At 71.1% G+C, this 23,446-nt stretch carries 23 protein-coding genes; 16 read left to right on the top strand and 7 right to left on the bottom strand.

Going from position 1 to position 23,446, the window contains the following annotated elements; genetic code table 11:
- Nucleotides 1-93 precede the first annotated feature (93 nt).
- Complete coding sequence (gene afsR, locus AC2XR2_RS19890; protein ID WP_491518466.1) at nt 94-2,985, bottom strand: SARP-family global regulator AfsR; 2,892 nt, start codon at nt 2,983-2,985, stop codon at nt 94-96.
- Between the two features lie 529 nt (nt 2,986-3,514).
- On the opposite strand from afsR, the gene AC2XR2_RS19885 reads away from it, so the two are divergent.
- The 7 genes from AC2XR2_RS19885 (at nt 3,515) to AC2XR2_RS19855 (ending at nt 11,618) form a co-directional block, all read left to right on the top strand.
- Nucleotides 3,515-4,744 carry an amidohydrolase family protein gene (locus AC2XR2_RS19885; protein WP_381304806.1) on the top strand — a complete coding sequence of 410 codons (1,230 nt, stop codon included), beginning with the start codon at nt 3,515-3,517 and terminating at the stop codon, nt 4,742-4,744.
- Entirely contained in the window at nt 4,741-5,655 is a 915-nt protein-coding gene (locus AC2XR2_RS19880) for an LLM class F420-dependent oxidoreductase (protein ID WP_491515871.1), read from the top strand. Before AC2XR2_RS19885 ends, AC2XR2_RS19880 begins: the two co-directional genes overlap by 4 nt.
- A gap of 11 nt (nt 5,656-5,666) precedes the next feature.
- Complete coding sequence (locus AC2XR2_RS19875) at nt 5,667-6,437, top strand: SDR family NAD(P)-dependent oxidoreductase (protein ID WP_381304800.1); 771 nt, start codon at nt 5,667-5,669, stop codon at nt 6,435-6,437.
- Between the two features lie 98 nt (nt 6,438-6,535).
- The gene (locus AC2XR2_RS19870; protein ID WP_491515870.1) at nt 6,536-7,654 is read left to right on the top strand and encodes an LLM class flavin-dependent oxidoreductase; all 1,119 of its coding nucleotides are present in this window, start codon (nt 6,536-6,538) and stop codon (nt 7,652-7,654) included.
- Nucleotides 7,655-7,749: 95 nt separating this feature from the next.
- On the top strand, nt 7,750-9,480 hold the full coding sequence (locus tag AC2XR2_RS19865; protein ID WP_491515869.1) for an N-acyl-D-amino-acid deacylase family protein: 1,731 nt from the start codon (nt 7,750-7,752) through the stop codon (nt 9,478-9,480).
- Entirely contained in the window at nt 9,477-10,937 is a 1,461-nt protein-coding gene (locus tag AC2XR2_RS19860) for an aldehyde dehydrogenase family protein (RefSeq protein ID WP_491515868.1), read from the top strand. Before AC2XR2_RS19865 ends, AC2XR2_RS19860 begins: the two co-directional genes overlap by 4 nt.
- A gap of 144 nt (nt 10,938-11,081) precedes the next feature.
- Nucleotides 11,082-11,618: a DUF3455 domain-containing protein gene (locus AC2XR2_RS19855; protein WP_381304788.1), complete on the top strand. Its 537-nt coding sequence runs from the start codon at nt 11,082-11,084 to the stop codon at nt 11,616-11,618.
- A gap of 71 nt (nt 11,619-11,689) precedes the next feature.
- On the opposite strand, the gene AC2XR2_RS19850 is transcribed toward AC2XR2_RS19855, so the two are convergent.
- On the bottom strand, nt 11,690-12,082 hold the full coding sequence (locus AC2XR2_RS19850) for a nitroreductase/quinone reductase family protein (protein ID WP_491515867.1): 393 nt from the start codon (nt 12,080-12,082) through the stop codon (nt 11,690-11,692).
- Nucleotides 12,083-12,176: 94 nt separating this feature from the next.
- Here AC2XR2_RS19850 and AC2XR2_RS19845 point away from each other — a divergent pair, with 94 nt between their 5' ends.
- On the top strand, nt 12,177-12,995 hold the full coding sequence (locus AC2XR2_RS19845; RefSeq protein WP_491515866.1) for an endonuclease/exonuclease/phosphatase family protein: 819 nt from the start codon (nt 12,177-12,179) through the stop codon (nt 12,993-12,995).
- Nucleotides 12,996-13,086: 91 nt separating this feature from the next.
- Nucleotides 13,087-13,443 carry a DoxX family protein gene (locus AC2XR2_RS19840; protein WP_491515865.1) on the top strand — a complete coding sequence of 119 codons (357 nt, stop codon included), beginning with the start codon at nt 13,087-13,089 and terminating at the stop codon, nt 13,441-13,443.
- Nucleotides 13,444-13,451: 8 nt separating this feature from the next.
- Here AC2XR2_RS19840 and AC2XR2_RS19835 read toward each other — a convergent pair whose 3' ends face one another.
- A complete protein-coding gene (locus AC2XR2_RS19835; protein ID WP_449353616.1) occupies nt 13,452-13,616 on the bottom strand; it encodes a DUF397 domain-containing protein in 165 nt (54 codons plus the stop codon).
- A 10-nt stretch (nt 13,617-13,626) separates the two neighbouring features.
- A complete protein-coding gene (locus AC2XR2_RS19830; RefSeq protein WP_449353617.1) occupies nt 13,627-14,478 on the bottom strand; it encodes a helix-turn-helix domain-containing protein in 852 nt (283 codons plus the stop codon).
- A gap of 207 nt (nt 14,479-14,685) precedes the next feature.
- Between AC2XR2_RS19830 and AC2XR2_RS19825 the strand changes: the two genes are divergently transcribed.
- From AC2XR2_RS19825 to AC2XR2_RS19815, 3 genes are read left to right on the top strand one after another with little or no spacing between them, the layout of a single operon-like run.
- Nucleotides 14,686-15,117 (top strand): ATP-binding protein, encoded by a 432-nt coding sequence (locus tag AC2XR2_RS19825; protein ID WP_491515864.1) that lies wholly within the window; start codon nt 14,686-14,688, stop codon nt 15,115-15,117.
- Between the two features lie 50 nt (nt 15,118-15,167).
- On the top strand, nt 15,168-15,443 hold the full coding sequence (locus tag AC2XR2_RS19820; protein WP_491515863.1) for a hypothetical protein: 276 nt from the start codon (nt 15,168-15,170) through the stop codon (nt 15,441-15,443).
- Nucleotides 15,440-15,721, top strand: coding sequence for a hypothetical protein (locus tag AC2XR2_RS19815; protein ID WP_449353618.1), 282 nt, complete (start codon nt 15,440-15,442; stop codon nt 15,719-15,721). Before AC2XR2_RS19820 ends, AC2XR2_RS19815 begins: the two co-directional genes overlap by 4 nt.
- Before the next feature lie 13 nt (nt 15,722-15,734).
- On the opposite strand, the gene AC2XR2_RS19810 is transcribed toward AC2XR2_RS19815, so the two are convergent.
- A complete protein-coding gene (locus AC2XR2_RS19810) occupies nt 15,735-16,322 on the bottom strand; it encodes a DUF4352 domain-containing protein (protein ID WP_491515862.1) in 588 nt (195 codons plus the stop codon).
- Nucleotides 16,323-16,627: 305 nt separating this feature from the next.
- On the opposite strand from AC2XR2_RS19810, the gene AC2XR2_RS19805 reads away from it, so the two are divergent.
- Nucleotides 16,628-17,071, top strand: a complete 444-nt coding sequence (locus tag AC2XR2_RS19805; RefSeq protein ID WP_491515861.1) for an excalibur calcium-binding domain-containing protein — start codon at nt 16,628-16,630, stop codon at nt 17,069-17,071.
- 72 nt (nt 17,072-17,143) lie between these two features.
- Here the strand turns inward: AC2XR2_RS19805 and AC2XR2_RS19800 are convergent, their stop codons facing one another.
- Nucleotides 17,144-17,509 (bottom strand): VOC family protein, encoded by a 366-nt coding sequence (locus tag AC2XR2_RS19800; protein ID WP_491515860.1) that lies wholly within the window; start codon nt 17,507-17,509, stop codon nt 17,144-17,146.
- A 92-nt stretch (nt 17,510-17,601) separates the two neighbouring features.
- Here AC2XR2_RS19800 and AC2XR2_RS19795 point away from each other — a divergent pair, with 92 nt between their 5' ends.
- Nucleotides 17,602-18,567, top strand: a complete 966-nt coding sequence (locus AC2XR2_RS19795) for a helix-turn-helix transcriptional regulator (RefSeq protein WP_491515859.1) — start codon at nt 17,602-17,604, stop codon at nt 18,565-18,567.
- Nucleotides 18,568-18,584: 17 nt separating this feature from the next.
- Here AC2XR2_RS19795 and AC2XR2_RS19790 read toward each other — a convergent pair whose 3' ends face one another.
- Complete coding sequence (locus AC2XR2_RS19790) at nt 18,585-19,724, bottom strand: FAD-dependent oxidoreductase (protein ID WP_491515858.1); 1,140 nt, start codon at nt 19,722-19,724, stop codon at nt 18,585-18,587.
- Nucleotides 19,725-19,952: 228 nt separating this feature from the next.
- Here AC2XR2_RS19790 and AC2XR2_RS19785 point away from each other — a divergent pair, with 228 nt between their 5' ends.
- Both AC2XR2_RS19785 and AC2XR2_RS19780 read left to right on the top strand, forming a co-directional pair.
- Nucleotides 19,953-20,786: an LLM class F420-dependent oxidoreductase gene (locus AC2XR2_RS19785; RefSeq protein WP_381304750.1), complete on the top strand. Its 834-nt coding sequence runs from the start codon at nt 19,953-19,955 to the stop codon at nt 20,784-20,786.
- 65 nt (nt 20,787-20,851) lie between these two features.
- On the top strand, nt 20,852-23,437 hold the full coding sequence (locus tag AC2XR2_RS19780) for a bifunctional FO biosynthesis protein CofGH (RefSeq protein ID WP_491515857.1): 2,586 nt from the start codon (nt 20,852-20,854) through the stop codon (nt 23,435-23,437).
- The last annotated feature ends 9 nt before the right edge of the window (nt 23,438-23,446 follow it).

The raw sequence follows: 23,446 nt of genomic DNA, 5'->3' as shown, positions 1-23,446 counted from the left end.
CTGCCCCCCGACGCGACGGATCGACAACCCGAGTGTGCGGCCTGCCGATAAACGAACGATGAACGCCCGAACGCCCGTGCTGCCGCCGGAGGCCTACGCGGCGGCCGACGGTGTCAGCAGGCGTCGTACGTCGGCCGCCTCCGGCGAGCCCAGTTGCTCGAAGATGCCGAGGGACTCCTGCCAGCACGCCTCCGCCCGGCCGGGCTGTCCGAGCCCGCTGAGGGCCCGGCCCAGGACCGTCAGGACGTTGCCGCGCCGCCACTCGCCGCCGATGCCGCGCAGCACGGCGAGGGCCTGCTCGGTCAGGGCGGCGGCCTGCGCGGGGCGGCTGCCGGCGAGGTGCGCCTCGGCGAGCCGGAACAGTGTCATGCCCTCCCACAGCCGCTGCCGGCTGTCCCGGAACACCTCCAGCGCCTCCGTCAGCCGGTCCACGGCGGCGTCCAGCCGCCCCTGCCCGGTGAGCGCCAGCCCCAGGGCGTACCGGCCGTTCGCGCCACGCAGCGTGTGTCCGAGCCGGTCGTAGATGAGGATGCCCTGCCGGGCGAGCTCCACGGCGCTGGTGCTCTGTCCCATGGCCAGGTGGATACGGGAGAGGTTGCACAGCGCGCTGGCCTCGCCGGCGAGGTTCCGGTCGAGCCGGAAGCTCTCGATGGCCTCCTTCAGGCACGCCTCGCCCTCCGCGTGCCGCCCCTGGTAGAGCGCGATGATGCCGCGGTCGTTGGCGGCCCAGCAACTGGGCGCCAGGTCCTCGGCCGCACGGGCGAGGTCCATGGCCAGCCGGGCCTCCGCGTCCGCCTGCTCGAAGCGGCCGGCGACGAGATGGACGTTGGTCAGGGTGGTGAGCGCACGCGCGCGTGTGCGCGGGTCGTCCGCCGCGTCGGCCGCGTCCCGCAGGGCGACGGCGGCCGTCTCGTACTGCTTCGAGTTGGCACCCGACTCGGCGAGGTCCTTGGCCACCCACAGCAGATCCACCGCCCGCCGCAGCAGGGCCCCCTTCGCGCACTGCTGGACGAACGCGAGCAGCGCGTTGGCCTCCGCGTACAGCCAGTCCTGGGCGCTGTGGCGGTCCTGGAACGACAGCCCCGGGTAGTGGACCTCCTCCAGGTGCTCCACCAGCCGGTCGCCGGGCCGCTCGAGGGCGTACACCGCCGCCGCCGTCGCGAGGTAGAAGTCCAGCAGCCGCGACAGCGCGGCCTGCCGCTCGCTCGGCGGCCACTCGTCGCGTTCCGCGCACGCACGCGCGTAGAGGCGTACGAGGTCGTGGAACCGGTACCGGCCCGGCGCCGCCGACTCCAGCAGCGAGGTGTCGACCAGGGCCTCCAGGAGGTCCTCGGTGTCCTCCACCGGGAGATCGAGTACGGCGGCCGCGGCGGCCAGCGAGATGTCAGGGCCGTCGGCGAGGCCCAGCAGCCGGAAGGCGCGGGCCTGGGCGGGCTCCAGCTGGCCGTAGCCGAGTTCGAAGGTGGCCTTGACGGCGAGGTCGCCGGCCTGGAGCTCGTCGAGGCGGCGGCGCTCGTCGGCGAGCTTGGCGGCGAGGACGGAGACGGTCCAGGTGCGGCGGGCCGCGAGGCGGGAGGCCGCGATGCGGATGGCGAGGGGGAGGAAGCCGCAGGCGGCGACCACGTCGAGGGCGGCCTCGCGCTCGGCGGCGACCCGCTCCTCGCCGACGATCCTGGTGAACAGCTGGAGGGCCTCGTCGGGGGACATCACGTCCAGGTCGACCAGGTGCGCCCCGGCGAGGTCGACCATCCGCACCCGGGAGGTGACCAGGGCGGCGCAGCCCTCGGTGCCCGGCAGCAGGGGCCGTACCTGGGCCGCGTCGCGCGCGTTGTCGAGGAGCACCAGGACCCGGCGGCCGTCGAGGACCGAGCGGTACAGGGCGGCCCGCTCCGCCAGGGAGTCGGGTATCGCGGAGTCGGCGGTGCCGAGGGCCCTGAGGAAGGCGCCGAGGACCGTCTCGGGGTCGGCGGCGCGGGCGCCGGCGCCCTGGAGGTCGACGTAGAGCTGCCCGTCGGGGAAGGCGGAGCGGGCCTGGTGGGCCACGTGCACGGCGAGGGTGGTCTTGCCGACGCCGCCGATGCCGGCGAGTGCGGAGACCGCCATCACGCGGCCCTCGGAACCGGAGGCGAGCACTTCGCTGAGTTCGGTGACGAAGGCGGCACGGCCGGTGAAGTCGGGCACGGTCGCCGGGAGTTGGGCGGGGCGGACGGGGGCGGCGACCGGTTCGGGCTGCGGGGAGGAGGGTTCCGCGAGGCCGGGGTCGGCCTGGAGGATGCGCTGCTGGAGCTCGCGCAGGCCGGGGCGGGGGTCGACGCCGAGTTCGTCGGCGAGCAGGCGGCGGGTGTCGGCGTAGACCGCGAGGGCCTCCGCCTGGCGGCCGCTGCGGTAGAGGGCGAGCATGAGGAGTTCCCTGAACCGCTCGCGCAGCGGGTGCTCGGCGGTGAGCGCGGTCAACTCCGAGACGGCCTCGGCGTGGCAGCCCTGCTCCAGGTCCATGTCGAGGCGGGATGCGAGGAGTTGCAGCCGCCACTCCTCCAGCCTTACGCGCTGTGCCTCGGCGTACGGTCCCGGTACGCCGGCCAGCACCTCACCGTCCCACAGGGCCAGCGCACGGGTCAGGACGTCCCGCGCGTGGCACAGGTCGCCGGCGCCCTTGGCCTTCTCGGCCTCGGTGGCGAGTTCCTGGGCGGCGGCGAGGTCGAGCGCGTCCTCGCCGAGCCCGCGGATCGCGTACCCGCCGGACTCGCTGACCAGGATGCCGGGGTCGAGGATCTTGCGCAGCCGCGAGGCGTACGTCCGCACGGCGGCCAGCGCCTGCGACGGCGGCTCCTCGCCCCACAGCGCGTCGATCAGCTCGGCGGCGGTGGCGGTACGGCCCTCACGCAGCAGCAGCGCGGCGAGCAGGGCACGCTGCTGAGGCGACCCGGTGTTCAACACCTCGCCGTCACGCTGCGCCCGCACGGGACCAAGCACCGAGAACCGCAGCGGGGCCGACGCCGGGTCCGAGGGCGGGGACGGCGGCGATGCCTGATCCGAGGACGCCGACGCCAGCGCCTGCTCAGAGGGCGCGGTCGCGGGCGGCGTCGGCGCCTGCTCAGAGGGCGCGGTCGGGGGTGGCGGCGACGCCTGGTCCGAGGGCGGGGTCGGGTGTGGCGCCGGAGCCGAGGCCGGGGTCGCCGTTCGCTCCCCGGCGCCGACCAAGGGCTCCGAGCCCTCAGCGACCTCGGCTCCTGCGGCCTCGTTCAGCGCAGCTCCCGCCGAGGAGCCGGGACGCCACTGCTTCGGCACCCGCGGTCCACCGTCCATCGCCGTCCCCCTAGGGCCTGTGTACAACCCCGACAGTCTGCCTTGTCCACGGCGGCCGCGTCAGCTGTGGAGAGCGTGATCACAGGAGGCCGCGCGGGATATCACAAGCCTCTTACCTTCTCTCCGCACACATCCGCACAAGAACCGTCGCCATCGGCCGCCGTCCACGGAGCTGACGGACCGTCAGATCGGCGCTACCGTGAGCGCCATGGAGACCACGACGGCACTTCCGAAGATCATCTCCGTCGACGACCACACCGTGGAGCCCTCCGACGTCTGGCAGAACCGGCTCCCGAAGAAGTACCTGGACACCGGCCCCCGCACGGTCCGCGCCCCGCTGAAGGAGATGTCCTTCCTCGGCGGCCGCTTCAAGCCCGTCATGGGCGCCCCCGGCGACGACGGCCCGTTGGGCGACTGGTGGGTCTACGAGGACCTGCGCCGCCCCCTCACCCGCCTGGACACCGCGGTCGGCTACAGCAGGGACGAGATCAAGCTGGAGGTCATCACCTACGAGCAGATGCGCCCCGGCTCCTACGACGTCCCCGCCCGCCTCGCCGACATGGACGTCAACCACGTCCAGTCGGCGCTCTGCTTCCCCACCTTCCCCCGCTTCTGCGGCCAGACCTTCACCGAGGCCAAGGACCACGAGCTGGGCCTGCTGTGCGTGAAGGCGTACAACGACTGGATGGTGGAGGAGTGGTGCGGCCCGAAGGCCGAGGGCCGCCTGATCCCGCTGACCCTGATCCCGCTGTGGGACGCCGAGTTGGCCGCCGCAGAGGTCCGCCGCAACGCCGCCCGGGGCGTACGGGCCGTCGCCTTCTCCGAGATACCCCCGCACCTGGGCCTGCCCTCCGTCCACACCGACGCCTGGGACCCCTTCCTCGCCGCCTGCGACGAGACCGGCACGGTCGTCGCGATGCACATCGGCTCCAGCAGCCGTATGCCCTCCACCTCCGCCGACGCCCCACCGGCGGTCGGCTCCACCATCACCTTCGCCAACTGCTGCTTCTCGATGGTCGACTGGCTGATGAGCGGCAAGTTCGAACGCTTCCCGAACCTCAAGGTCATGTACGCCGAGGGCCAGATCGGCTGGATCCCCTACATCCTGGAACGCGCCGACGTGGTCTGGGAGGAGAACCGCGGCTGGGGCGGCGTCGCCGACAAGGTCCACCGCCCGCCGTCCGAGCTCTTCACCGACCACGTCTACGGCTGTTTCTTCGACGACGCGTTCGGCCTGAGGAACCTCGACGCGATCGGCGTCGGCAACGTCCTCTACGAGACCGACTACCCCCACTCCGACTCCACCTGGCCCAAGTCCCGCGAGGTCGGCGAGGCCCAGATGGGACACCTCGCCCCGGACCTGGTGGAGCGGATCGTCCGCGGCAACGCCATCGAACTGCTCGGGCTCACCCCCGAGGGGCTGTGGAGCGGTGCATGAGATACGGCATCCAGCTCCCCATCCAGTCCCAGAGCACGATCTACGCCGAGCCCTGGGAGGCCGGCGCGGCCCCCGGTGACCTCGTCGAGGTCGCCCGCGCCGCGGACCGCGCCGGGTTCGACTACATCGCCGCCTGTGACCACGTGGCGATCCCCCGCCGTCTCGCCTCCGCGATGAGCACGGTCTGGTACGACCCGGTCGCCACCCTCGCCCACCTGGCGGGCGTGACCGAGCGGGTCCGGCTGCTCAGTCATGTGGCGGTGGTCGGGCTGCGGCACCCCCTGCTCACCGCAAAGCAGTACGCCACCCTCGACCACCTCAGCGGCGGGCGGCTCGTCCTCGGGGTCGGGGCGGGGCACGTGCAGGAGGAGTTCGAGGTGCTCGGGGTCGACTTCGCCGGGCGCGGGGCCGTGCTCGACGAGTCGATCGACGCCCTGCGCAGCGCCCTCGGCCCCGAGGAGTTCCCCGAACACCACGGCAAGCTCTACGACTTCGAGGGGCTCGGCCAGCGTCCCCGGCCCGCACAGTCCCACGTCCCGCTGTGGGTCGGGGGCTCCTCCCCGGCCGCCGTACGCCGGGCCGCCCTCAAGGGCGACGGCTGGCTGCCCCAGGGCGACCCCCGGGACCGGCTGCCCGCGCAGATCGAGCGGATACGGCGGCTGCGGGAAGAGGCGGGTCTCGAAGGGCCGTTCACCGTCGGGGCCATCGCCGAGCCGCTCTACGTCGGCACGCCCGCGTGGGACACCGGCCGCCGGACGCTCAGCGGCGCCCCCGACGCACTCGCCGAGTCCCTGCGCGCCTACCGCGCGATGGGCGTGGACCAGATCCAGGTGCGGTTCCGCAGCCGCGACCGGCAGGAACTCACCGACCAGATCACGGCGTTCGGCGCCGACATCGGCCCCCACCTCTGAGGAGTCACCGCATGGGCAAGCTGGACGGACGTGTCGTGCTCGTCACCGGGGCGGCGCGCGGGCAGGGGGAGCAGGAGGCGCGGCTGTTCCGGGAGGAGGGGGCCGAGGTCGTCGTAGGGGATGTGCTGGACGAGCAGGGGAAGGCGCTCGCCGAGGAGATCGGGGCGCTGTACGTCCACCTGGATGTGGGCCAGGAGGCCGACTGGCGGCGGGCGGTGCAGGCCGCCGTGGAGGAGTACGGGCGGGTCGACGGGCTGGTCAACAACGCCGGGATCCTGCGCTTCAACACCCTCCTGGACACCCCTCTCGCGGAGTTCATGCAGGTGGTGCAGGTCAACCAGGTCGGCTGCTTCCTCGGCATGAAGACCGTGGGGCCGGTCATGGCGGACGGCGGCACCATCGTGAACACCGCCTCCTACACGGGGGTGACCGGAATGGCGGGCGTCGGCGCCTACGCCGCCTCCAAGCACGCGGTCCTCGGGCTCACCCGGGTCGCCGCGCTGGAGCTGGCGCCGCGCGGCATCAGGGTCAACGCCATGTGCCCGGGGGCCGTGGACACCGCGATGTCCAACCCTGCCGTCCTGGACCCGTCGGCGGACGGCGAGGCGGCCTCCCGGGGGCTCGACCGCTTCTACCGCAAGATCGTGCCGCTCGGCCGGATCGGGCGGCCGCAGGAGGTGGCGGCGCTGGCACTGTTCCTGACCTCCGCCGACTCCTCGTACATCACCGGGCAGCCGTTCGTGATCGACGGGGGCTGGCTGGCGGGGGTCAGCGTCATCTGACTGACCGTCAGCTATTGACCCTCCATGCCGGTGGTGCCACAGTCACATCGAAACTGACGACCCGTCAGAAATATTCGGACCGGGGATGGTGACCCGCCTTGGAATTCGGGCTCTTTGTACAGGGATACGTGGGCAAGCGCGCCGAGACCGACCCGCTGGCCGAGCACAAGGCGCTGATGGAGGAGACCGAGTACGTCATCCAGGCGGACCGGTCCGGCTTCAAGTACGCCTGGGCCTCCGAGCACCACTTCCTGGAGGAGTACTCGCACCTCTCCGCCAACGACGTGTTCCTCGGCTATCTGGCACACGCGACCGAGCGCATCCACCTCGGCTCCGGCATCTTCAACCCGCTGGCCCAGGTCAACCACCCCGTGAAGGTCGCCGAGAAGGTGGCCATGCTCGACCATCTCACCGAGAACCGCTTCGAGTTCGGCAGCGGGCGCGGGGCCGGCTCGCACGAGATCCTCGGGTTCATACCGGGTGTGACCGACATGAACCACACCAAGGAGATCTGGGAAGAGACCATCGCCGAGTTCCCCAAGATGTGGCTCCAGGACGAGTACGTCGGCTTCCAGGGCAAGCACTGGCAGCTCCCGCCGCGCAAGATCCTGCCCAAGCCGTACGGCAAGTCGCACCCCGCGATGTGGTACGCCGCCGGGTCGCCGCCGTCGTACGCGATGGCCGCGCGCAAGGGGCTCGGGGTGCTGGGCTTCAGCGTGCAGAAGGTCTCCGACATGGAGTGGGTGCTGGAGCAGTACAAGACGGCGATCGTGGACGCCGAGCCGATCGGGGACTTCGTCAACGACAACGTGATGGTGACGACGACGGCGATCTGCGCGCCGACGCACGACGAGGCGATCGAGATCGCGGTCAACGGGGGGCTGCACTATCTGCCCTCGCTGGTGTTCCGGTACCACGACACGTTCCCGCGGCCCGAGGGGTTCCCGGTGTGGCCGGAGACGCTGCCGGAGTACACCGCGGAGTTCGTCGAGGTGCTCATCGAGGAAGAGCTGCTGATCTGCGGGGATCCGGACGAGGTGGTCCGGCAGTGCAAGCGGTGGGAGCAGGCGGGGGCGGACCAGTTGAGCTTCGGGCTGCCGGTCGGGGTGCCGAAGTCTGCGACGCTTCAGACGATTCGGCTGATCGGGGAGCATGTGATTCCGAAGATCGACACGGATCCTGTGCACAGGACTACGCGGTTCCGGAGGGGTGTCTGAGCGTCGTGGGCGGCTGCGGGTGTGTGGGGGCTGGTCGCGCAGTTCCCCGCGCCCCTGAGTAGGTCGACCGAGCCCTGCAAAAGGAGGCAGCGTTCATGCTCGATCACGTCATCAAAGGTGCGGTCGTCGTCGACGGGACCGGTGCGGCCGCCTTCACCGCTGACGTGGGGATACGGGACGGCCGTATCGCCGCGACAGGTGAGATCACCGAGGAAGCCCGTACCACCGAGGACGCCACCGGGCTCGTCCTCGCCCCCGGGTTCGTCGACCCCCACACGCACTACGACGCCCAGCTGTTCTGGGACCCGTACGCCACCCCCTCCCTCAACCACGGCGTCACCACCGTCGCCGCCGGGAACTGCGGGTTCACGCTGGCGCCGCTCAACCCGGACCGGCCCGAGGACGCGGACTACACGCGGCGCATGATGTCCAAGGTCGAGGGGATGTCGCTGGTCGCGCTGGAGGAGGGGGCGCCCTGGTCCTGGAACTCCTTCGGCGAGTACCTGGACGCGCTCGAAGGGCGGATCGCGGTCAACGCCGGGTTCATGGTGGGGCATTGCGCGCTGCGCCGGTACGTGATGGGACCGGACGCCGTCGGGGGGCAGCCCTCCGAGGGGCAACTCGCCGAGATGCTGCGGCTGTTCCATGAGGCCATGGACGCCGGTGCCTGGGGGTTCTCCACCACCCAGTCCTCCACGCACTCCGACGGGGACGGCAAACCCGTCGCCTCCCGGCACGCCCTGCCCGCCGAGCTCCTCGCGCTCTCCCGGGCCGTGGGGGAACACGAGGGCACGCAGATCGAGGCCATCGTCGCCGGGTGCCTCGACCAGTTCAGCGACGCCGAGATCGAGCTGTTCGCCGAGATGAGCGCGGCGGCGGGGCGGCCGCTCAACTGGAACGTGCTGACCATCGACTCGGCCGTCCCGGAGCGGGTACCGAGGCAGCTGTTCGCGAGTGAGCGGGCGCGGAAGGCGGGCGGCCGGGTCGTCGCCCTCACCATGCCGATCCTCACCCCGATGAACATGTCCCTGGGCACCTTCTGCGCCCTCAACCTCATCCCCGGGTGGGGACCGGTGCTCGGCCTGCCCGTCCCGGAGCGGATCGGGAAACTGCGCGACCCCGACGTACAGAAGGAACTGCTCCGGCACTCCCAGGCCAAGGAGGCCGGCGTCTTCCGGCGGCTGACCAACTTCGGGCGGTACGTCATCGGGGACACCTACAGCGACGCCAACCGCGGGCTCTCCGGACGGGTCGTGGAGGACATCGCGGCCGAGCGCGGGCAGGAGCCGTTCGCCGCGCTCGTGGAGATCTGCGCGGCCGACGACCTCCGTACGGTCCTGTGGCCCATGCCCACCGACAACGACCCGGCGTCCTGGGCGATGCGCGCCGAGGCCTGGCAGCACGAGGACGTGCTGCTCGGCGGGTCCGACGCCGGGGCCCATCTGGACCGGATGTGCGGGGCGCCGTACACGACCCGCTTCCTCGGGGACTGTCTGCGCGGGCGGAAGCTGACGTCGTTGGAGCAGGCCGTGAAGATGCTCACCGACGATCCCGCCCGGCTCTTCGGGCTGCGGGAGCGCGGCCGGATCGAGGAGGGCTTCCACGCGGACCTCGTGCTGTTCGACCCCGAGCGGATCGCCGCGGGCACGGCCACCCTGGTGCACGACCTGCCGGGTGACAGTCCGCGGCTGGACTCCAAGGCGATCGGGATACGGGCTGTGTGGGTCAACGGGGTCGAGGCAATCCGGGACGACGTGGTGAGCGGGGCCGTGCCGGGCCGGGTACTGCGGTCCGGGCGGGACACACGGACGGTGAGCACGAGGTGAGCGGGGAGCGGGAGGGCCAGCGGCTGTTCGTCGGCGGCGAGTGGGTGGCCCCCGACGGCGGGCACTACGCGGTGGTCGACCCCGCCACCGAGGAGACCGTCGGGTGGGCCCCGGAGGCCTCGCGGGATCAGGTGCACGCGGCCGCGGCCGCGGCCCGCGAGGCCTTCGGACCGTGGTCGCGCACCGCGCCGGAGGAGCGGGCCGCGATCCTCGCCCGGGCCGCCGACCTCATCCGCTCCCGCCTCCTGCCGTACGCCGACCTCGCCCAGGCCGAGACCGGGGCCACCACCGGCACGGCCCGGGGGATGCAGGTCGGTGTCGCGGCCGCCCGGTTCCGGCGGTACGCGCGGGTCGAGCCCACCGAGTGGGCTATCCCGCCGCAGATCAACGAGGCCGGGCCGATGGGGAAGGCCGCGGTGATGGGCGCGCTGGCGGTCCGGCAGCCCGTCGGGGTCGTCACCTGCATCACCTCGTACAACAACCCCTGGGCGAACCCCGCCGGGAAGATCGCCCCCGCGCTCGCCATGGGCAACACGGTGGTCGTGAAGCCCGCCCCGCAGGACCCCCTGTCCGTCTTCCGCATGGCCGAGGCGCTGGAGGCGGCCGGTGTGCCGCGCGGGGTCGTGAACGTGGTCGGCGGGCGCGCGGTGGAGGTCGGCGAGGCCGCCGTCGACTCGCCCGACGTCGACATGGTCAGCTTCACCGGCTCCACGGCGGTCGGACAGCGCATCGGCGAGGTGTGCGGGCGGTCCATGAAACGGCAGTTGATGGAGCTGGGCGGGAAGGGCGCGGCGCTCGTCCTCGACGACGCCGACCTCGCCTCGGCCGTGGCCGGCATCGGCACGACCTTCTCCTTCTACAGCGGACAGATCTGTACCGCGCCGACCCGGGTGCTGGTACAGCGGCCGCTGTACGAGCGGCTGGTCGAGCAACTGGCGGCCTATGCAAGCCGGTTGAAGGTGGGGGACCCGCGGGAGGCCGGGACCGTGGTCGGACCGGTGATCTCTGCGGCACACCGGGAGCGGGTCGAGTCGTACGTCGAACTCGGGCGCAAGGAAGGCGCGTCGGTGGTCGTCGGGGGTGAACGGCCGTCCGCGGACCGGGGTTTCTACGTCGGCCCGACCCTGCTCGCCGAGTGCGGCGCCGAGATGCGGGTGGTCCGGGAGGAGATCTTCGGCCCCGTGGTGACCGTCACCCCCTTCGACGACGAGGAGGAGGGGATCGCTCTCGCCAACGACAGCGACTACGGACTGATCGACTACGTCTGGTCCGCCGATGTCGCCCGCGCCTTCCGGGTGGCACGGCGGCTGCGGGCCGGGGGAGTCGGGGTCAACACCGTCGGCCGCAACATGGAGGCGCCGTTCGGGGGCTTCCGGCGCAGCGGGGTCGGTCGGGACTGCGGGTCGTACGCGCTGCACGCCTACAGCGAGGTGCAGTCGATCGTGTGGCCGGGGTGAGGGCGCCCTCCTGGGGTTCCCGGGAGTGGGTTCGGCCAACTGGCCGGTAACCGGGAGGTTGCCCCGTAGAGTCCCGGAGCGGAGGGCGCCGGCATCGACACCGGCGTCCTGATCATCAGTCAAGAACCGTTCCGGAGAACCGACTTGAAGCTCACCAAGCGTTTCGTCCTGACCACCGCGGCCCTCGCCGCCGCGACCGCCTTCCTGGGCACGACCAGCGGCAGCGCGGCCCCCGCGGACGCCGCGCCCCGCCCCGTGAAGGCCCCCGCGGCCCTCAAGGTGCCCGACGGCAACAAGCTGACCGCCGTGTACGGCGCGAGGGGCGTGCAGACCTACACCTGCACCGACGGTGCCTGGAAGCTCCTGGAGCCGGCCGCCACCCTGTTCGACAAGAGAGGGCGTGCGGTCGCCCTGCACTCGCGCGGCCCGGTCTGGGTCTCCACGGTGGACGGCAGCGCGGTGAACGCCACCGCGATCGCCAACTCCCCGAAGACCGGCACCATCCCCGAGCTGCTCCTCCAGGCCACCGCCACCCGGGGCGCGGGCGTCTTCGGGGGCGTCTCCTACATACAGCGCCTGAACACCTCGGGCGGCGTGGCCCCGGCCGGCGCCTGCACCGGCACGGACCAGGTGAGCGTGGCGTACTCGGCGACGTACGCCTTCTACAAGCCGGCGAAGTGAGGCGCGTGCGTCTCTGAGCGGGGTGGTGGCCCGGGCGCGAGCCGCTCAGGCAGGCCCGGGGCCACCCCCCGTCAGCCCTCCAGATCCACCCGCACGGTCAACTGCCCTGCCCCTATGGCCCGTACGGCCGCACTGTTCATCAGGGGCAGCGAGCGCAGTCGTACGGCGATGTCGTCGTCCGGCAGCAGATGCGCGGTCCCCTGGTGCCACCGCCCCCGGATGCGCACCCTGACCCTCGGGTCGGCCTTGATGTTGCGGATGTACTGCGAGCGCTCCCCGAACTCGGAGACCAGCCAGAAGGAGTCACCGATCCGCTTGCCGCCCACCGGGGTCCGGCGGGGGAGTCCCGAGCTGCGGCCGGTGGTCTCCAGGACGGTCTGGAGGGGCAGCCGCCGCATGAGCGGATTGAGCCGGCGCTGGAGGGCCGCGGCGGCGCGGTACTTGCGTTCGGGGTTGGGGGACATGGTCGTTGAGGCTCCCGTCGCTCGTCATCCGTATCCTGACCGGCGGCCTCGATGATCTCAGGGTGCGGGCCGGGCGGACGAAGGGGTGTCGGCGATGCGCGTGGTGACCTGGAACCTGTGGTGGCGCTTCGGCCCGTGGGAGCAGCGGCAGAAGGCGATCCTGGCGGTGCTGCGGGAGCTGCGGCCGGATGTGGTGGGCCTGCAGGAGGTGTGGTCGGCGGGCGCCGAGAACCTCGCGGAGTGGCTGGCCGGCGAACTGGGCCTGCACTGGGCGTGGGCGCCCTCACCGGCCTCGGAGCGCTGGCAGCGGCGGATCGGCGAGCCGGGGGTGGAGGTCGGCAACGCGGTACTGAGCCGCTGGCCCGTCCTGGACCAGGCGGTCCTGCGCCTCCCCGCGCCCGAGGACCTCGACGACGGCCGCCTGGCCTTCCACACGCGCCTCGCGGGCCCGTCGTACGACATCCCCTTCTTCACCACCCACCTCACCTCTTCGCCCACCGCCTCGGCGGTCCGCCGCCAACAGGTCACGGCGCTGGCGGAGTTCGTGGCCGCCCACCGCTCCGGCACCGACTTCCCACCAGTGATCACCGGCGACTTCAACGCGTGGCCCGACTCCGACGAGATCCGCCTCTTCGGCGGCTACCGGACGACCCCGGCGGCCCCGGACCAGGTCTTCCTGGACGCCTGGGAGTACGCGTCCCCGGGCGCCCCGTCGGCCACGTGGGACCCGGCGAACCCCTATGTCCGCGTGGCCCCTCCGGTCCGCATCGACTACATCCACGTGGGACCGCCGGGGCCGTCCGGACTCGGCCACGTGCGGGACGTACGGCGCGCGGGGGACGGGCCCGTGGACGGGGTGTGGCCGTCGGACCATGCGGCGGTGGTGGCGGACCTGGTGTCGACGCGGGCCTGAGGGTGTCTTCGGCTGCCGGGTGATGTCACATCTTCGGTGCCCCGGTTCGTCGTGATCGCGGCACTGTCACGTCTACAGAACGGGGACCTTCGTGTTCGCCGCCTACCTCACGGTCACGATCCTCGGCGCGGTCTTCAACGGAGCCGCCGCCGTCACCTACCTGATCGGCCACGAATACCCCAAGACCCAGGCGGACATGAAGGGCATACCGCGGAAGTACGTCCCGGTCCTGGGCACGCTGCTGGCGGCGGGCACGGTGGGACTGCTGGCCGGCCTGGCCGTACCCCTCCTGTCCACGCTCGCGGCGACCGGCCTGGTGCTGTACTTCATCGGCGCGATCATCGCCCACCTGCGGGTGGGGTCCCGCGACATCGTGGGCGGCATCGTGTTCCTGGCGACGGCGGCGGCGATCCTGGTCCTGGGCCTGCTGGACCACGGCCCGTGGTGACGCGGCGGTCAGAGCGATTCGAGCAGGGCGGCGAAGGCGTCGCGGCTGACGGTGACGACGGTTCGGGCGGGGTCGGAGTCGGTTATGTGGACTCCGTCGGGGTCGGTGGATATGTGGACGCAGGCGTCGCCTTCCTGGCAGTAGGACGACTTCTGCCAACGGTCGGTGGCCATATCGGCTCCTTCACAGGTTCTGGGCGATGGAATGGATCAGATCCCGGGACTTCCCGGGACTGAGGGCGGTGTCCTCCACGACGTCGAGAAGGGTCCGGTACTTCGTCAGCAAGGCCTCGGCATCCAGGAGCACCGGCCCGTGGAACTGGTCGAGCTGCGCGGTGTCGAGCTGCGGTACCGGCCCGTACAGGTAGTTGATGGACTGGCCCGAACCGGGGAAGGCGCCGACGTCGAAGGGCAGCACGCGAAGGGTGATGTGCTCCCGCTCGCTCATGTCGAGCAGATGCCGCAACTGGGCCCGGGCCACGTCCCGGCCGCCCACCCGCATGCGCAGGGCCGCCTCATGGACGGTCGTCCGATACGGCGTCGGGTCCGCGTCGTAGAGGAGGCCCTGCCGTTTGATCCGGTGCGAGACCCGGTGTTCGATCTCGGGCGGGGTGGGTTCGGGGATGACGTGACGGAAGATCTCGCGCGCGTGGTCGGCGGTCTGGAGCAGGCCGGGCATGTGGGAGGTGTACGCGGTGCGGATGGCGATGGCGTGGTGCTCCAGCTCGGCGAGGTCGAGGAGCCCGGAGGGCAGCACCTCGCGGTACGACTCCCACCAGCCGAAGGTCCTGTCGGTGGCCATCTCGACGAGGGCGTCGACGAAGCCCGGGTCCGGGCAGGAGTAGATGCCGGAGAGGGCTCGGATGCGCTCGGGGCTCACTCCGAACCGGCCCGACTCCACGTTGCTGAGCTGTCCCTGACTCGTCCCGAGCGTGCGGGCGGCCTCAGTCGCCGTCATGCCCGAGCGCTCCCGCATCTTGCGCAGTTCCACGGCGATCCGGAGGCGGCGGGCCGTCAGCGGGGGTCTGGCGGGCATGCGTGAACTCCTCCCGGACGTGCGTTCCAAAAGCGGGTCACCCACACGAAGGAAAACAGGCCGAAGTATCTCCGAGGGAAGCAAATGACATTTGCTGAGCCCCTATCTTCATCTTCAGGCGCCAACCCACCTGGAAGCGCACCGTGGGACGCCACGGCGGAGACACCAGGCACCCGCCCAACTCCCCTCAGTGACCGGAGACTTCCGATGGCCACCGTATCCCCGTCCTGGAACTACACCCTGCATCTTCCGCACGATCCACGCGCACCGGGAATCGCGAGGGGCGCCCTGCGGCTGATCCTGGCCGCCCACGACCTCCCGGACCTGACCCCCACCGCGGAGCTGCTCGCGGCGGAACTCCTGACGAACGCGCACCTTCATACGAAGGGTCCGTACGCCTTCCGCCTCCTGTCGGCGTCCCCCGGCAGGGTGAGGGTGGCCGTCTGGGACACGGACCCCCGAATCCCACCCGCCTTCACGACGGACAAGCCCCCCGCCACCCCGGACGCCGAACACGGCAGGGGCCTGCACCTGGTACGTGCCTGCGCGGACGCGACGGGCGTGTCGGTCCTACGCGAACTGGGCGCGTCGAGGGGCGGGAAGCTGCTGTGGGCGGATTGCGGGGTGCGGGGATGGTGAGCCGGGCCATACTGGGAGTGGAGCGACCCGCTGTTCACCAGGAGCCGACCATGAGCGCACAGCCCGAGCACGGCTGGGGAGCGATGCCCCTTCCGGAGATCCGGACCGTGAACGACTTGCGCAGCGCACTCAGCCGCTACGGCTTTCCCGGTGACCGGGAGCGCTTCGAGGAGGAACTGGCGGCGGCCATAGGAGCCGCTCCGACGAACGACTTCGCGGGCGCCGCGGCCGTGGTCCGCGCGTATCGGCACCGGGTCCTGATCAGGAACTCCTCCGAGATCATGACGGCCCTGGAGGACGCCCGTGGCGGAGGCGGCCGTACGTGAACGAGATCCCGCTGGAGGAGGCCGAGCCCGCGAGGAAGGCGTTCGGCGATCTTACGGAGGGAGAGCGAGGCGCGGTTCGTGAGGCGCTGGCTGCCATCGCCCGCGATCCTGGCGTGGGTCGTGAGATCCCCGGCTGGCGCCCTCCGTCCGTCGAGTACACGTACACCACCCCTCTCGCCTCCGACTCGGCCGAGGCGATCACGGTCGTCTACACCCACACACCCGGCTTGGGCGTCACCGTCGTCTACTACTTCCGTGATCCACAGGTGGTGGACTGAGGCGCCCTTCCCGCTACGCCTTGGGCACCGTCCACTCCCTCGGTTCGGCCAGGCCGTCCGGCTTGTACAGCACGGACTCCGGGCGTTCATCGCCCGGAACGGGGAACACCAGCTTGCCGCGTGCACACTTGCCGGCGGTCACTGTGACTTCGAAGGGGAACTCCGGCTTCGGGAAGTCACCGTAGGTGGTGCCGGACGGACTGATGCGACTGCCATCGCTGTAGTACAGGGTCCAGCTGGTCGTGTTGTCGGTGTACGAGCCTTTGGCACCGCACAGTTCGAGGTCCGTGTAGGCCCACACATATCCCGGCATGCCGGCCTCTTCGTCGGCCTTGCCGACCGACGTGAAGCCCTGTTTGTAGCCGAGCACGGTCAGGCTGCCTTCGAAGGGCTTGGCCGGGTCGATGTTGCTCAGCTTCCAGGTGTCGCCGAAGGCGAGCGGCTTCGCTGACGAAGGTGCGGGGGCCGACACCTCGTCTGCTCCGGGTGTGGCGATGACGGTCTGCGCGCTGGTCACCGTTGTGGTGGCCGTCGTCGACGGGGCGGCTTGGTCGCCATCACCTGAGTCCGCCGTGATGCCGATCAACACACCGGTCACCAAGCCGGCGAGAGCTGTACCCGCATGTGTGAGGACACGTCTGCGCGAGTGCGCCGGGTGTGATGGCTGAGCGGCGTCGTCGCGGCCCTGGGAGTGCAATGGCCCGTCGGGGGGTCCTGACGGGGTCGGGCTGTTCATGGCTTCAGCGTGCGACGGTCGGACTGTTCGCGCACTCCGGGCGTCAGCTGTCCCACGGCGGCTCCGACGTGCGGTGCGCCTGACCAGGTGCTGAACTGGAGACCGGATTCGATCGAGCACAGGACGTTGCAATGGTCGGCAACGGCAGGCGACGCGGACCTCTTTGGCGAATGCGACGGAAGTGGGCATCCCTGGGCCTGTTGGGCCGGATCCTGGTCGTGGCCCTCGGGCTGTTCGCCGCCTTTGTGCTCCTGGGGAGCGTTCTCAGTGCCATCGACCCGTCAGACGGCGAACCCGGATCACCCGCGACATCAGACACTCCGGCAGTCGGCACCTCGACGGCGCTGCCGACACATCCCGTCGACATCCCGACCGCCACGGCCACCGCGACCGTGACGGTCGCACCCTCGCCCCCTCCCACGAGGACCGTGACGAAGACGGCCGAAGCCCCCGAGCCGAGGACGACGGCCCTGGCCCCTGATGTGTACTACGAGAACTGTGACGAGGCCCGTGCTGCCGGTGCTGCTCCGCTCTACCGCGGTGACCCCGGATATGGCCCGCATCTCGACAGGGACGGCGACGGTGTGGCCTGCGAGCCCTACGTGGGGCCTTGACGGTGACGCTGGATTGCCAGACCGGCCGTCGAGCCCGCACCGGAGTCCGAACGCGGCTGCCGTTGGGGCCTTTCAGTCCCGCGGTGCGACACGGATGCGGTTCCCGTCGGGATCGGCTGCGAGGAAGGTCAGCCCGAACCCCGCGTCATGGGGCTCCTGCAGGATCGTGACGCCCTTGGACTGCCACCGCTCGAAGATCGCATTGATCTCGTCGGGCCCGTAGTTGCCGGCCAGACAAACCTCACCGGTGCGCGGGACGTCCGCTGACAGATCCTCGAACTGGCCGGACCACAGAGCGAGGTCAGCGCCTGGCCCGAGGTCGAAGGTGATGTATCCCGGGGTCTCGAATGAAGGGCTCAGGCCGAGGAGGTCGCCGTAGAAGCGCGCTGCGGCGGGAGCGTCGTTCACATAGACGATGGACACGACGGACGTGGTCATGGTTGTTCCTTCTCACAGGTCGTAGGTACGCATCCACCAGCCTCACCGGGATATGCGCCGCCCCCTGTCGCAATTCCTGAAAAAATTGGTGGGTGACCCCCGACCGCTTCTTCTCCCTGATGCTGCTCCTCGCATCGAGGGACGCCGTGACCACACGGGAACTTGCCTCGGCGCTCGGGGTGTCCCTTCGAACCGTCACCCGGGACCTGAACTGGCTCCGCGACGCCGGTCTGCCGGTGACCGCGCAACGGGGCCGCCTCGGAGGCGTGACCATGCTGCCCGGGTCCGGGCTCGACCCCATGCGACTCACACCGGACGAGCGCGACCATCTCGCGCTCACCGGACTGGATGAGCGGCAGCGGGTGGAGCTCGACGCAGCGGCCGAAAGCCGGCGCGCGCTCTCCAAGATCGCCGCCGCACCGTCACGTCGAGTCGATGAACTCCTGCCACTCACCGACGTGGTGCACGTGGACAGCCGCCCCTGGCGTGAGGCACGAGCTCTCGGCACGACTCCGGCTTCGCTGGTCGGCGCGGTGCGACGAGGACGCCGGCTGCGGATCGAGTACGACAGCCCACGTGCGTCATCCCCAAGCGACTTGGTCGTGGATCCCTACGGCCTGCTCGCCAAGGCCGGCACCTGGTACCTCGTCGCCGACTGTGCCCGAGCGCCACGGATGTACCGACTCGAACGGATCACGACGTGGAGTGAAGTCGACCAGCCACGACGGATCCGCGAGAACCAGACCCTGGCCACCGTCGCCGCGGCGCTCGTTGCCCAGTGGGAAGACGACCACGTGATAGAGGTCAGCGCCACCGTCGACCAGAACCAGATCGAGCGAGCGCGACGGATCTTCGGCCGACGACTTGTCCAGGACGACCATGAAGAATCCACCACCGGCCACAAGGTGACGATCCGCTTCCTGCGTCTGGAGGACGTGCGGGCACTACTGCCGTTCGGAAGCGCCATCACCGTGCACGGCCCCACCGAAGCCAGGGTTCACCTCAGCGACCTCGCCACCAGCCTTGCCCACCACTATGGGCCGTCACCGACGTCCTGACCCGCAACAGCCCGTGGTCAGTTGGTCGGCAGGCTCTCCCCTGTGAACATGCTGATCAGGCCATGAGGTGTGTCCTCGCCGAACATGACCGCGTACAGCTCCGTGCCCTCGGTGGCCGTTTCCGCGCTGCGGGGGAACATGGGCTGTTCGTAGGTGGCCAGGGCCGTTTCGATGTCGTCGGGGTGGGTCGCCAGGGACTGGGCGAGTTCGGCCGCGTCGAGCATGGCGAGGTTGGCGCCCTCGCCGTTCGGGGCGGCGACGTGGGCGGCGTCGCCGATCAGGGTCACTCCGGGTACCCGCTCCCACCGGTGCTCGACGGGCAGCGCGGCGAGGGGACGCAGCACCGGGGCGGTGTCGGCGTCGGTGATCAGCGCGGTGAGTTCCGGGGCCCAGCCGTCGAACTCCCCGGCGATCCTCGCCACGGCCGCCGCCGGGTGGGTGAAGTCGATGTCCGCGAACCACTCCTGCGGCCGGGCGAGCATCACATAGGTGTGCAGGTTGCCGCCCTTCTCCCGGTGCGTCACGAAACCCTTGCCCGGTGCGAGCGCGTACAGCGCCCCGCCTCCGACCACCTTCGCGCTGGCCGGGTGCCGGGTGTCGGCGTCGTGCAGGTAGACCTCCACGCAGGACATGCCGGTGTACGCGGGCACCGCGGCCGAGAGCAGCGGCCGGACCCGGGACCAGGCGCCGTCCGCGCCGACCAGGAGGTCCGTGACGACCGCGGAGCCGTCGGCGAACGTCACCTCGTGGCGGCCCCCGCCCAGCGCCCGCGCACCGCTGACCTTGTGGCCCCAGCGGACCGTGCCGGCCGGCAGCGAGTCCAGCAAAAGCTGCCGCAACTCGCCGCGCTGCACCTCGGGTCGGCCGCCCGTGCCGTCGTCGGGCTGGTCGAACAGGACGGTCCCGTCCGGGGCGACCAGCCGTGCCGCCTCGCGGCCCTCCAGGACGAGGTCGCCGAACCCGTCCATCAGCCCGGCCGCCTCCAGGGCGAGCTGACCGTTGTAGTCGTGTATGTCCAGCATCCCGCCCTGCGCCCGCACCGTCGGCGAGGCCTCCGCCTCGTAGACGGTGGACGCGATGCCGTTGACGTGCAGGACGCGGGCGAGTGTGAGGCCGCCGAGTCCGGCGCCGATGATCGTGACAGGGGTGTTCGACATGGGAGCTCCTTCGTCATCAGGCCCCGGTGGACTCCGGTCGGCCGTCTCCAGCAAGGTTCCGGCGCCCCGCCGACAGACCCCCGACACCGCACCTACAGTCCCGACACCGCACCTACAGCCCCGACACCGCACCTACAGCCCCGACAGACGACCTACAGACCCGTCCGCACAGACAATGCCGACCAGTCGGTATGGACATCCCCGTCCCGGCCCGGTAGAGATGCACCCATGCGAATCTCCGTGACCATCTTCCTCACCGACGAGACCATCACCCCGACCCGGCTCGCCCGTGAGCTGGAGGCGCGGGGCTTCGCCGGGCTCTATCTGCCCGAGCACACCCACATCCCCGTCGAGCGCAGCACGCCGTACCCCGCGGGCGGCGAACTGCCGCGCGAGTACGGCCGTACCCTCGACCCCTTCGTCGCGCTGGGCCAGGCCGCGGCCGTCACCGAGTCGCTCGGCCTCGGCACCGGCATCACGCTCGTCGCCCAGCACGACCCGATCGACCTCGCCAAGCAGATCGCGACCCTGGACCACCTCAGCGGCGGCCGGTTCACGCTCGGCCTCGGCTTCGGCTGGAACGTCGAGGAAGCCGCCGACCACGGCGTCGAGTGGCGTACCCGGCGCGAGCTCGTCCGGGACCGGATGGCGCTCATGCAGGCCCTGTGGGCGGACGAACCGACCGCCTACGAGGGCCAGTTCGGGAGCGTCCGGGCCAGCCACGCCTTCCCCAAGCCGGTCCGGCGGCGCACCCTCGTGGGCGGTGCCGCCGGGCCCAAGCTGTTCTCCCACATCGTCGAGTACGCCGACGGCTGGCTGCCCATCGGCGGGCGCGGCCTCACCGAGTCCCTGCCCGTGCTGCGCGCCGCCTGGGCCGACGCGGGCCGTGACCCGAACGCCCTCCAGGTCGTCCCCTACGCCGTCTTCCCGAACCCCGGCAAGCTCGCGCACTACGCCGACCTGGGCATCGAGGAGGTCGTGGTGCAGCTGCCCCCGGCGGGGGAGGGCGAGGTCCTGAAGGCGCTGGACGAGTATGCCCGTTATGTCGAGGACGGCAGTTGATGTGTGATGTCACCCACCTCTCGGCAGCCCCTCTGTCCTGATCACACCGCTCGTATGCTCGAAGGATGACGACCTCCGCGACCTCCGGAACCGGCCCCACCGAGAACTCCATGCGTCGCGCTCTCAAACGTGCCCGGGACGGCGTCGCCCTGGACGTGACCGAGGCGGCGGTGCTGTTGCAGGCGCGTGGCCAGGCCCTCGCGGACCTCACCGCCTCCGCCGCCCGCGTCCGGGACGCCGGTCTCGAACAGGCCGGCCGCCCCGGTGTCATCACGTACTCGAAGAGCGTCTTCATCCCGCTGACCCGGCTGTGCCGGGACAAGTGCCACTACTGCACCTTCGTGACCGTGCCCGGCAAGCTCCGCCGGGCCGGTCACGGCATGTTCATGTCCCCCGACGAGGTCCTCGACGTGGCCCGCAAGGGTGCCGCGCTGGGCTGCAAGGAAGCCCTGATCACCCTCGGCGACAAGCCCGAGGACCGCTGGCCGGAAGCCAGGGAGTGGCTCGACGCGCACGGCTACGACGACACCATCGCCTACGTGCGGGCCATTTCCATCCGCATCCTGGAGGAGACCGGCCTCCTGCCCCACCTCAACCCCGGCGTGCTCTCCTGGACCGACTTCCAGCGGCTGAAGCCCGTCGCGCCGAGCATGGGCATGATGCTGGAGACGACCGCCGAGCGGCTGTGGTCCGAGCCCGGTGGGCCGCACTACGGCTCCCCGGACAAGGAGCCCGCCGTACGGCTGCGGGTCCTCGAGGACGCCGGCCGCTCGTCCGTCCCGTTCACCTCCGGCATCCTCATCGGCATCGGCGAGACCTACGAGGAGCGCGCCGAGTCCCTGTTCGCGCTCCGGCGCACGGCGCGGTCGTACCACTCCATCCAGGAACTGATCATCCAGAACTTCCGCGCCAAGCCGGACACCGCGATGCGCGGCATGCCGGACGCAGAGCTCGACGAGCTGGTCGCCGCGGTGGCCGTCGCCCGGCTCATCATGGGCCCGGCGGCCAACATCCAGGCCCCGCCGAACCTGGTCGAGGGTGAGTACGAGCGGCTCATAGCCGCCGGAATCGACGACTGGGGCGGGGTCAGCCCGCTCACCATCGACCACGTCAACCCCGAGCGCCCCTGGCCGCAGATCGAGGAGCTCACCGAGCGGTCGCGGGCCGCGGGCTTCGAACTGCGGGAACGGCTGTGCGTGTACCCGGAGTTCGTGCAGCGAGGCGAGCCGTGGCTGGATCCCCGGCTGCGGCCGCACGTGGCGGCCCTCGCCGACCCCGCCACCGGACTCGCGCGCCCCGACGCCCTTCCCCAGGGCCTCCCCTGGCAGGAGCCCGACGAGGTCTTCGTCCCGTCCGGCCGCACCGACCTGCACGCCACCATCGACACCGAGGGCCGTACGTCCGACCGCCGCGACGACTTCGACGAGGTCTACGGCGACTGGGGCGCCCTGCGCGAGGCGGCCGCCCCCGGCATGGTCCCCGAGCGCATCGACACGGACGTACGCGATGCGCTGCGCACCGCCGCCGACGATCCCACCAAGCTGACCGACGCAGAGGCCCTCGCGCTGCTGCACGCGGACGGGCCCGCGCTGGACGCCCTCACCCGGATCGCGGACGACGTCCGCAAGTCGGTCGTCGGCGACGACGTCACGTACATCGTCACGCGGAACATCAACTTCACCAACGTCTGCTACACCGGCTGCCGGTTCTGCGCCTTCGCCCAGCGGCGCACCGACGCCGACGCCTACACGCTCTCCCTGGACCAGGTCGCCGACCGCGCCCAGCAGGCCTGGGAGGTGGGCGCGGTGGAGGTCTGCATGCAGGGCGGCATCCACCCCGACCTGCCCGGGACGGCGTACTTCGACATCGCGAAGGCCGTCAAGGAGCGCGTGCCCGGCATGCATGTGCACGCCTTCTCGCCGATGGAGGTCGTCAACGGCGCGACCCGCACCGGCCTGTCCATCCGCGAGTGGCTGACCGCAGCCAAGGAGGCCGGCCTCGACTCCATACCCGGCACCGCGGCCGAGATCCTCGACGACGAGGTCCGCTGGGTCCTCACCAAGGGCAAGCTGCCGACGGCCACCTGGATCGAGGTGATCACCACCGCCCACGAGGTCGGCATCCCGTCGACCTCGACCATGATGTACGGCCATGTCGACCAGCCCCGCCACTGGCTCGGCCATCTGCGCACCCTCGCCCGGATTCAGCAACAGACCGGTGGCATCACCGAGTTCGTCACCCTCCCCTTCATCCACACCAACGCGCCGGTGTACCTGGCGGGCATCGCGCGGCCCGGCCCGACCATGCGGGACAACCGGGCGGTGACCGCGATGGCCCGCCTGCTCCTGCATCCCTGGATCCCGAACATCCAGACCAGCTGGGTCAAGCTCGGTACCGAGGGCGCGGCGGAGATGCTCCGCTCCGGCGCCAACGACCTGGGCGGCACCCTCATGGAGGAGACGATCTCGCGGATGGCGGGGTCGTCGTACGGCTCCTACAAGTCGGTGAAGGACCTGATCGCGGTGGCGGAGGCGGCGGGGCGGCCGTCCCGGCCCCGCACGACGCTGTACGGCGAGGTGCCCGAGGAGCGGCAGCAGGCCGCCGCCGTCTCCGACGGGCACCTGCCGGAGCTGCTGCCGCTGGTGGACTGAGCTGTTCGA

The sequence above is a fragment of the Streptomyces sp. LS-MS-L19 genome (assembly GCF_058382285.1).
The sequence above is the reverse complement of the archived record's forward strand: the minus strand, read 5'-3'. Positions and strand labels throughout refer to the sequence as shown.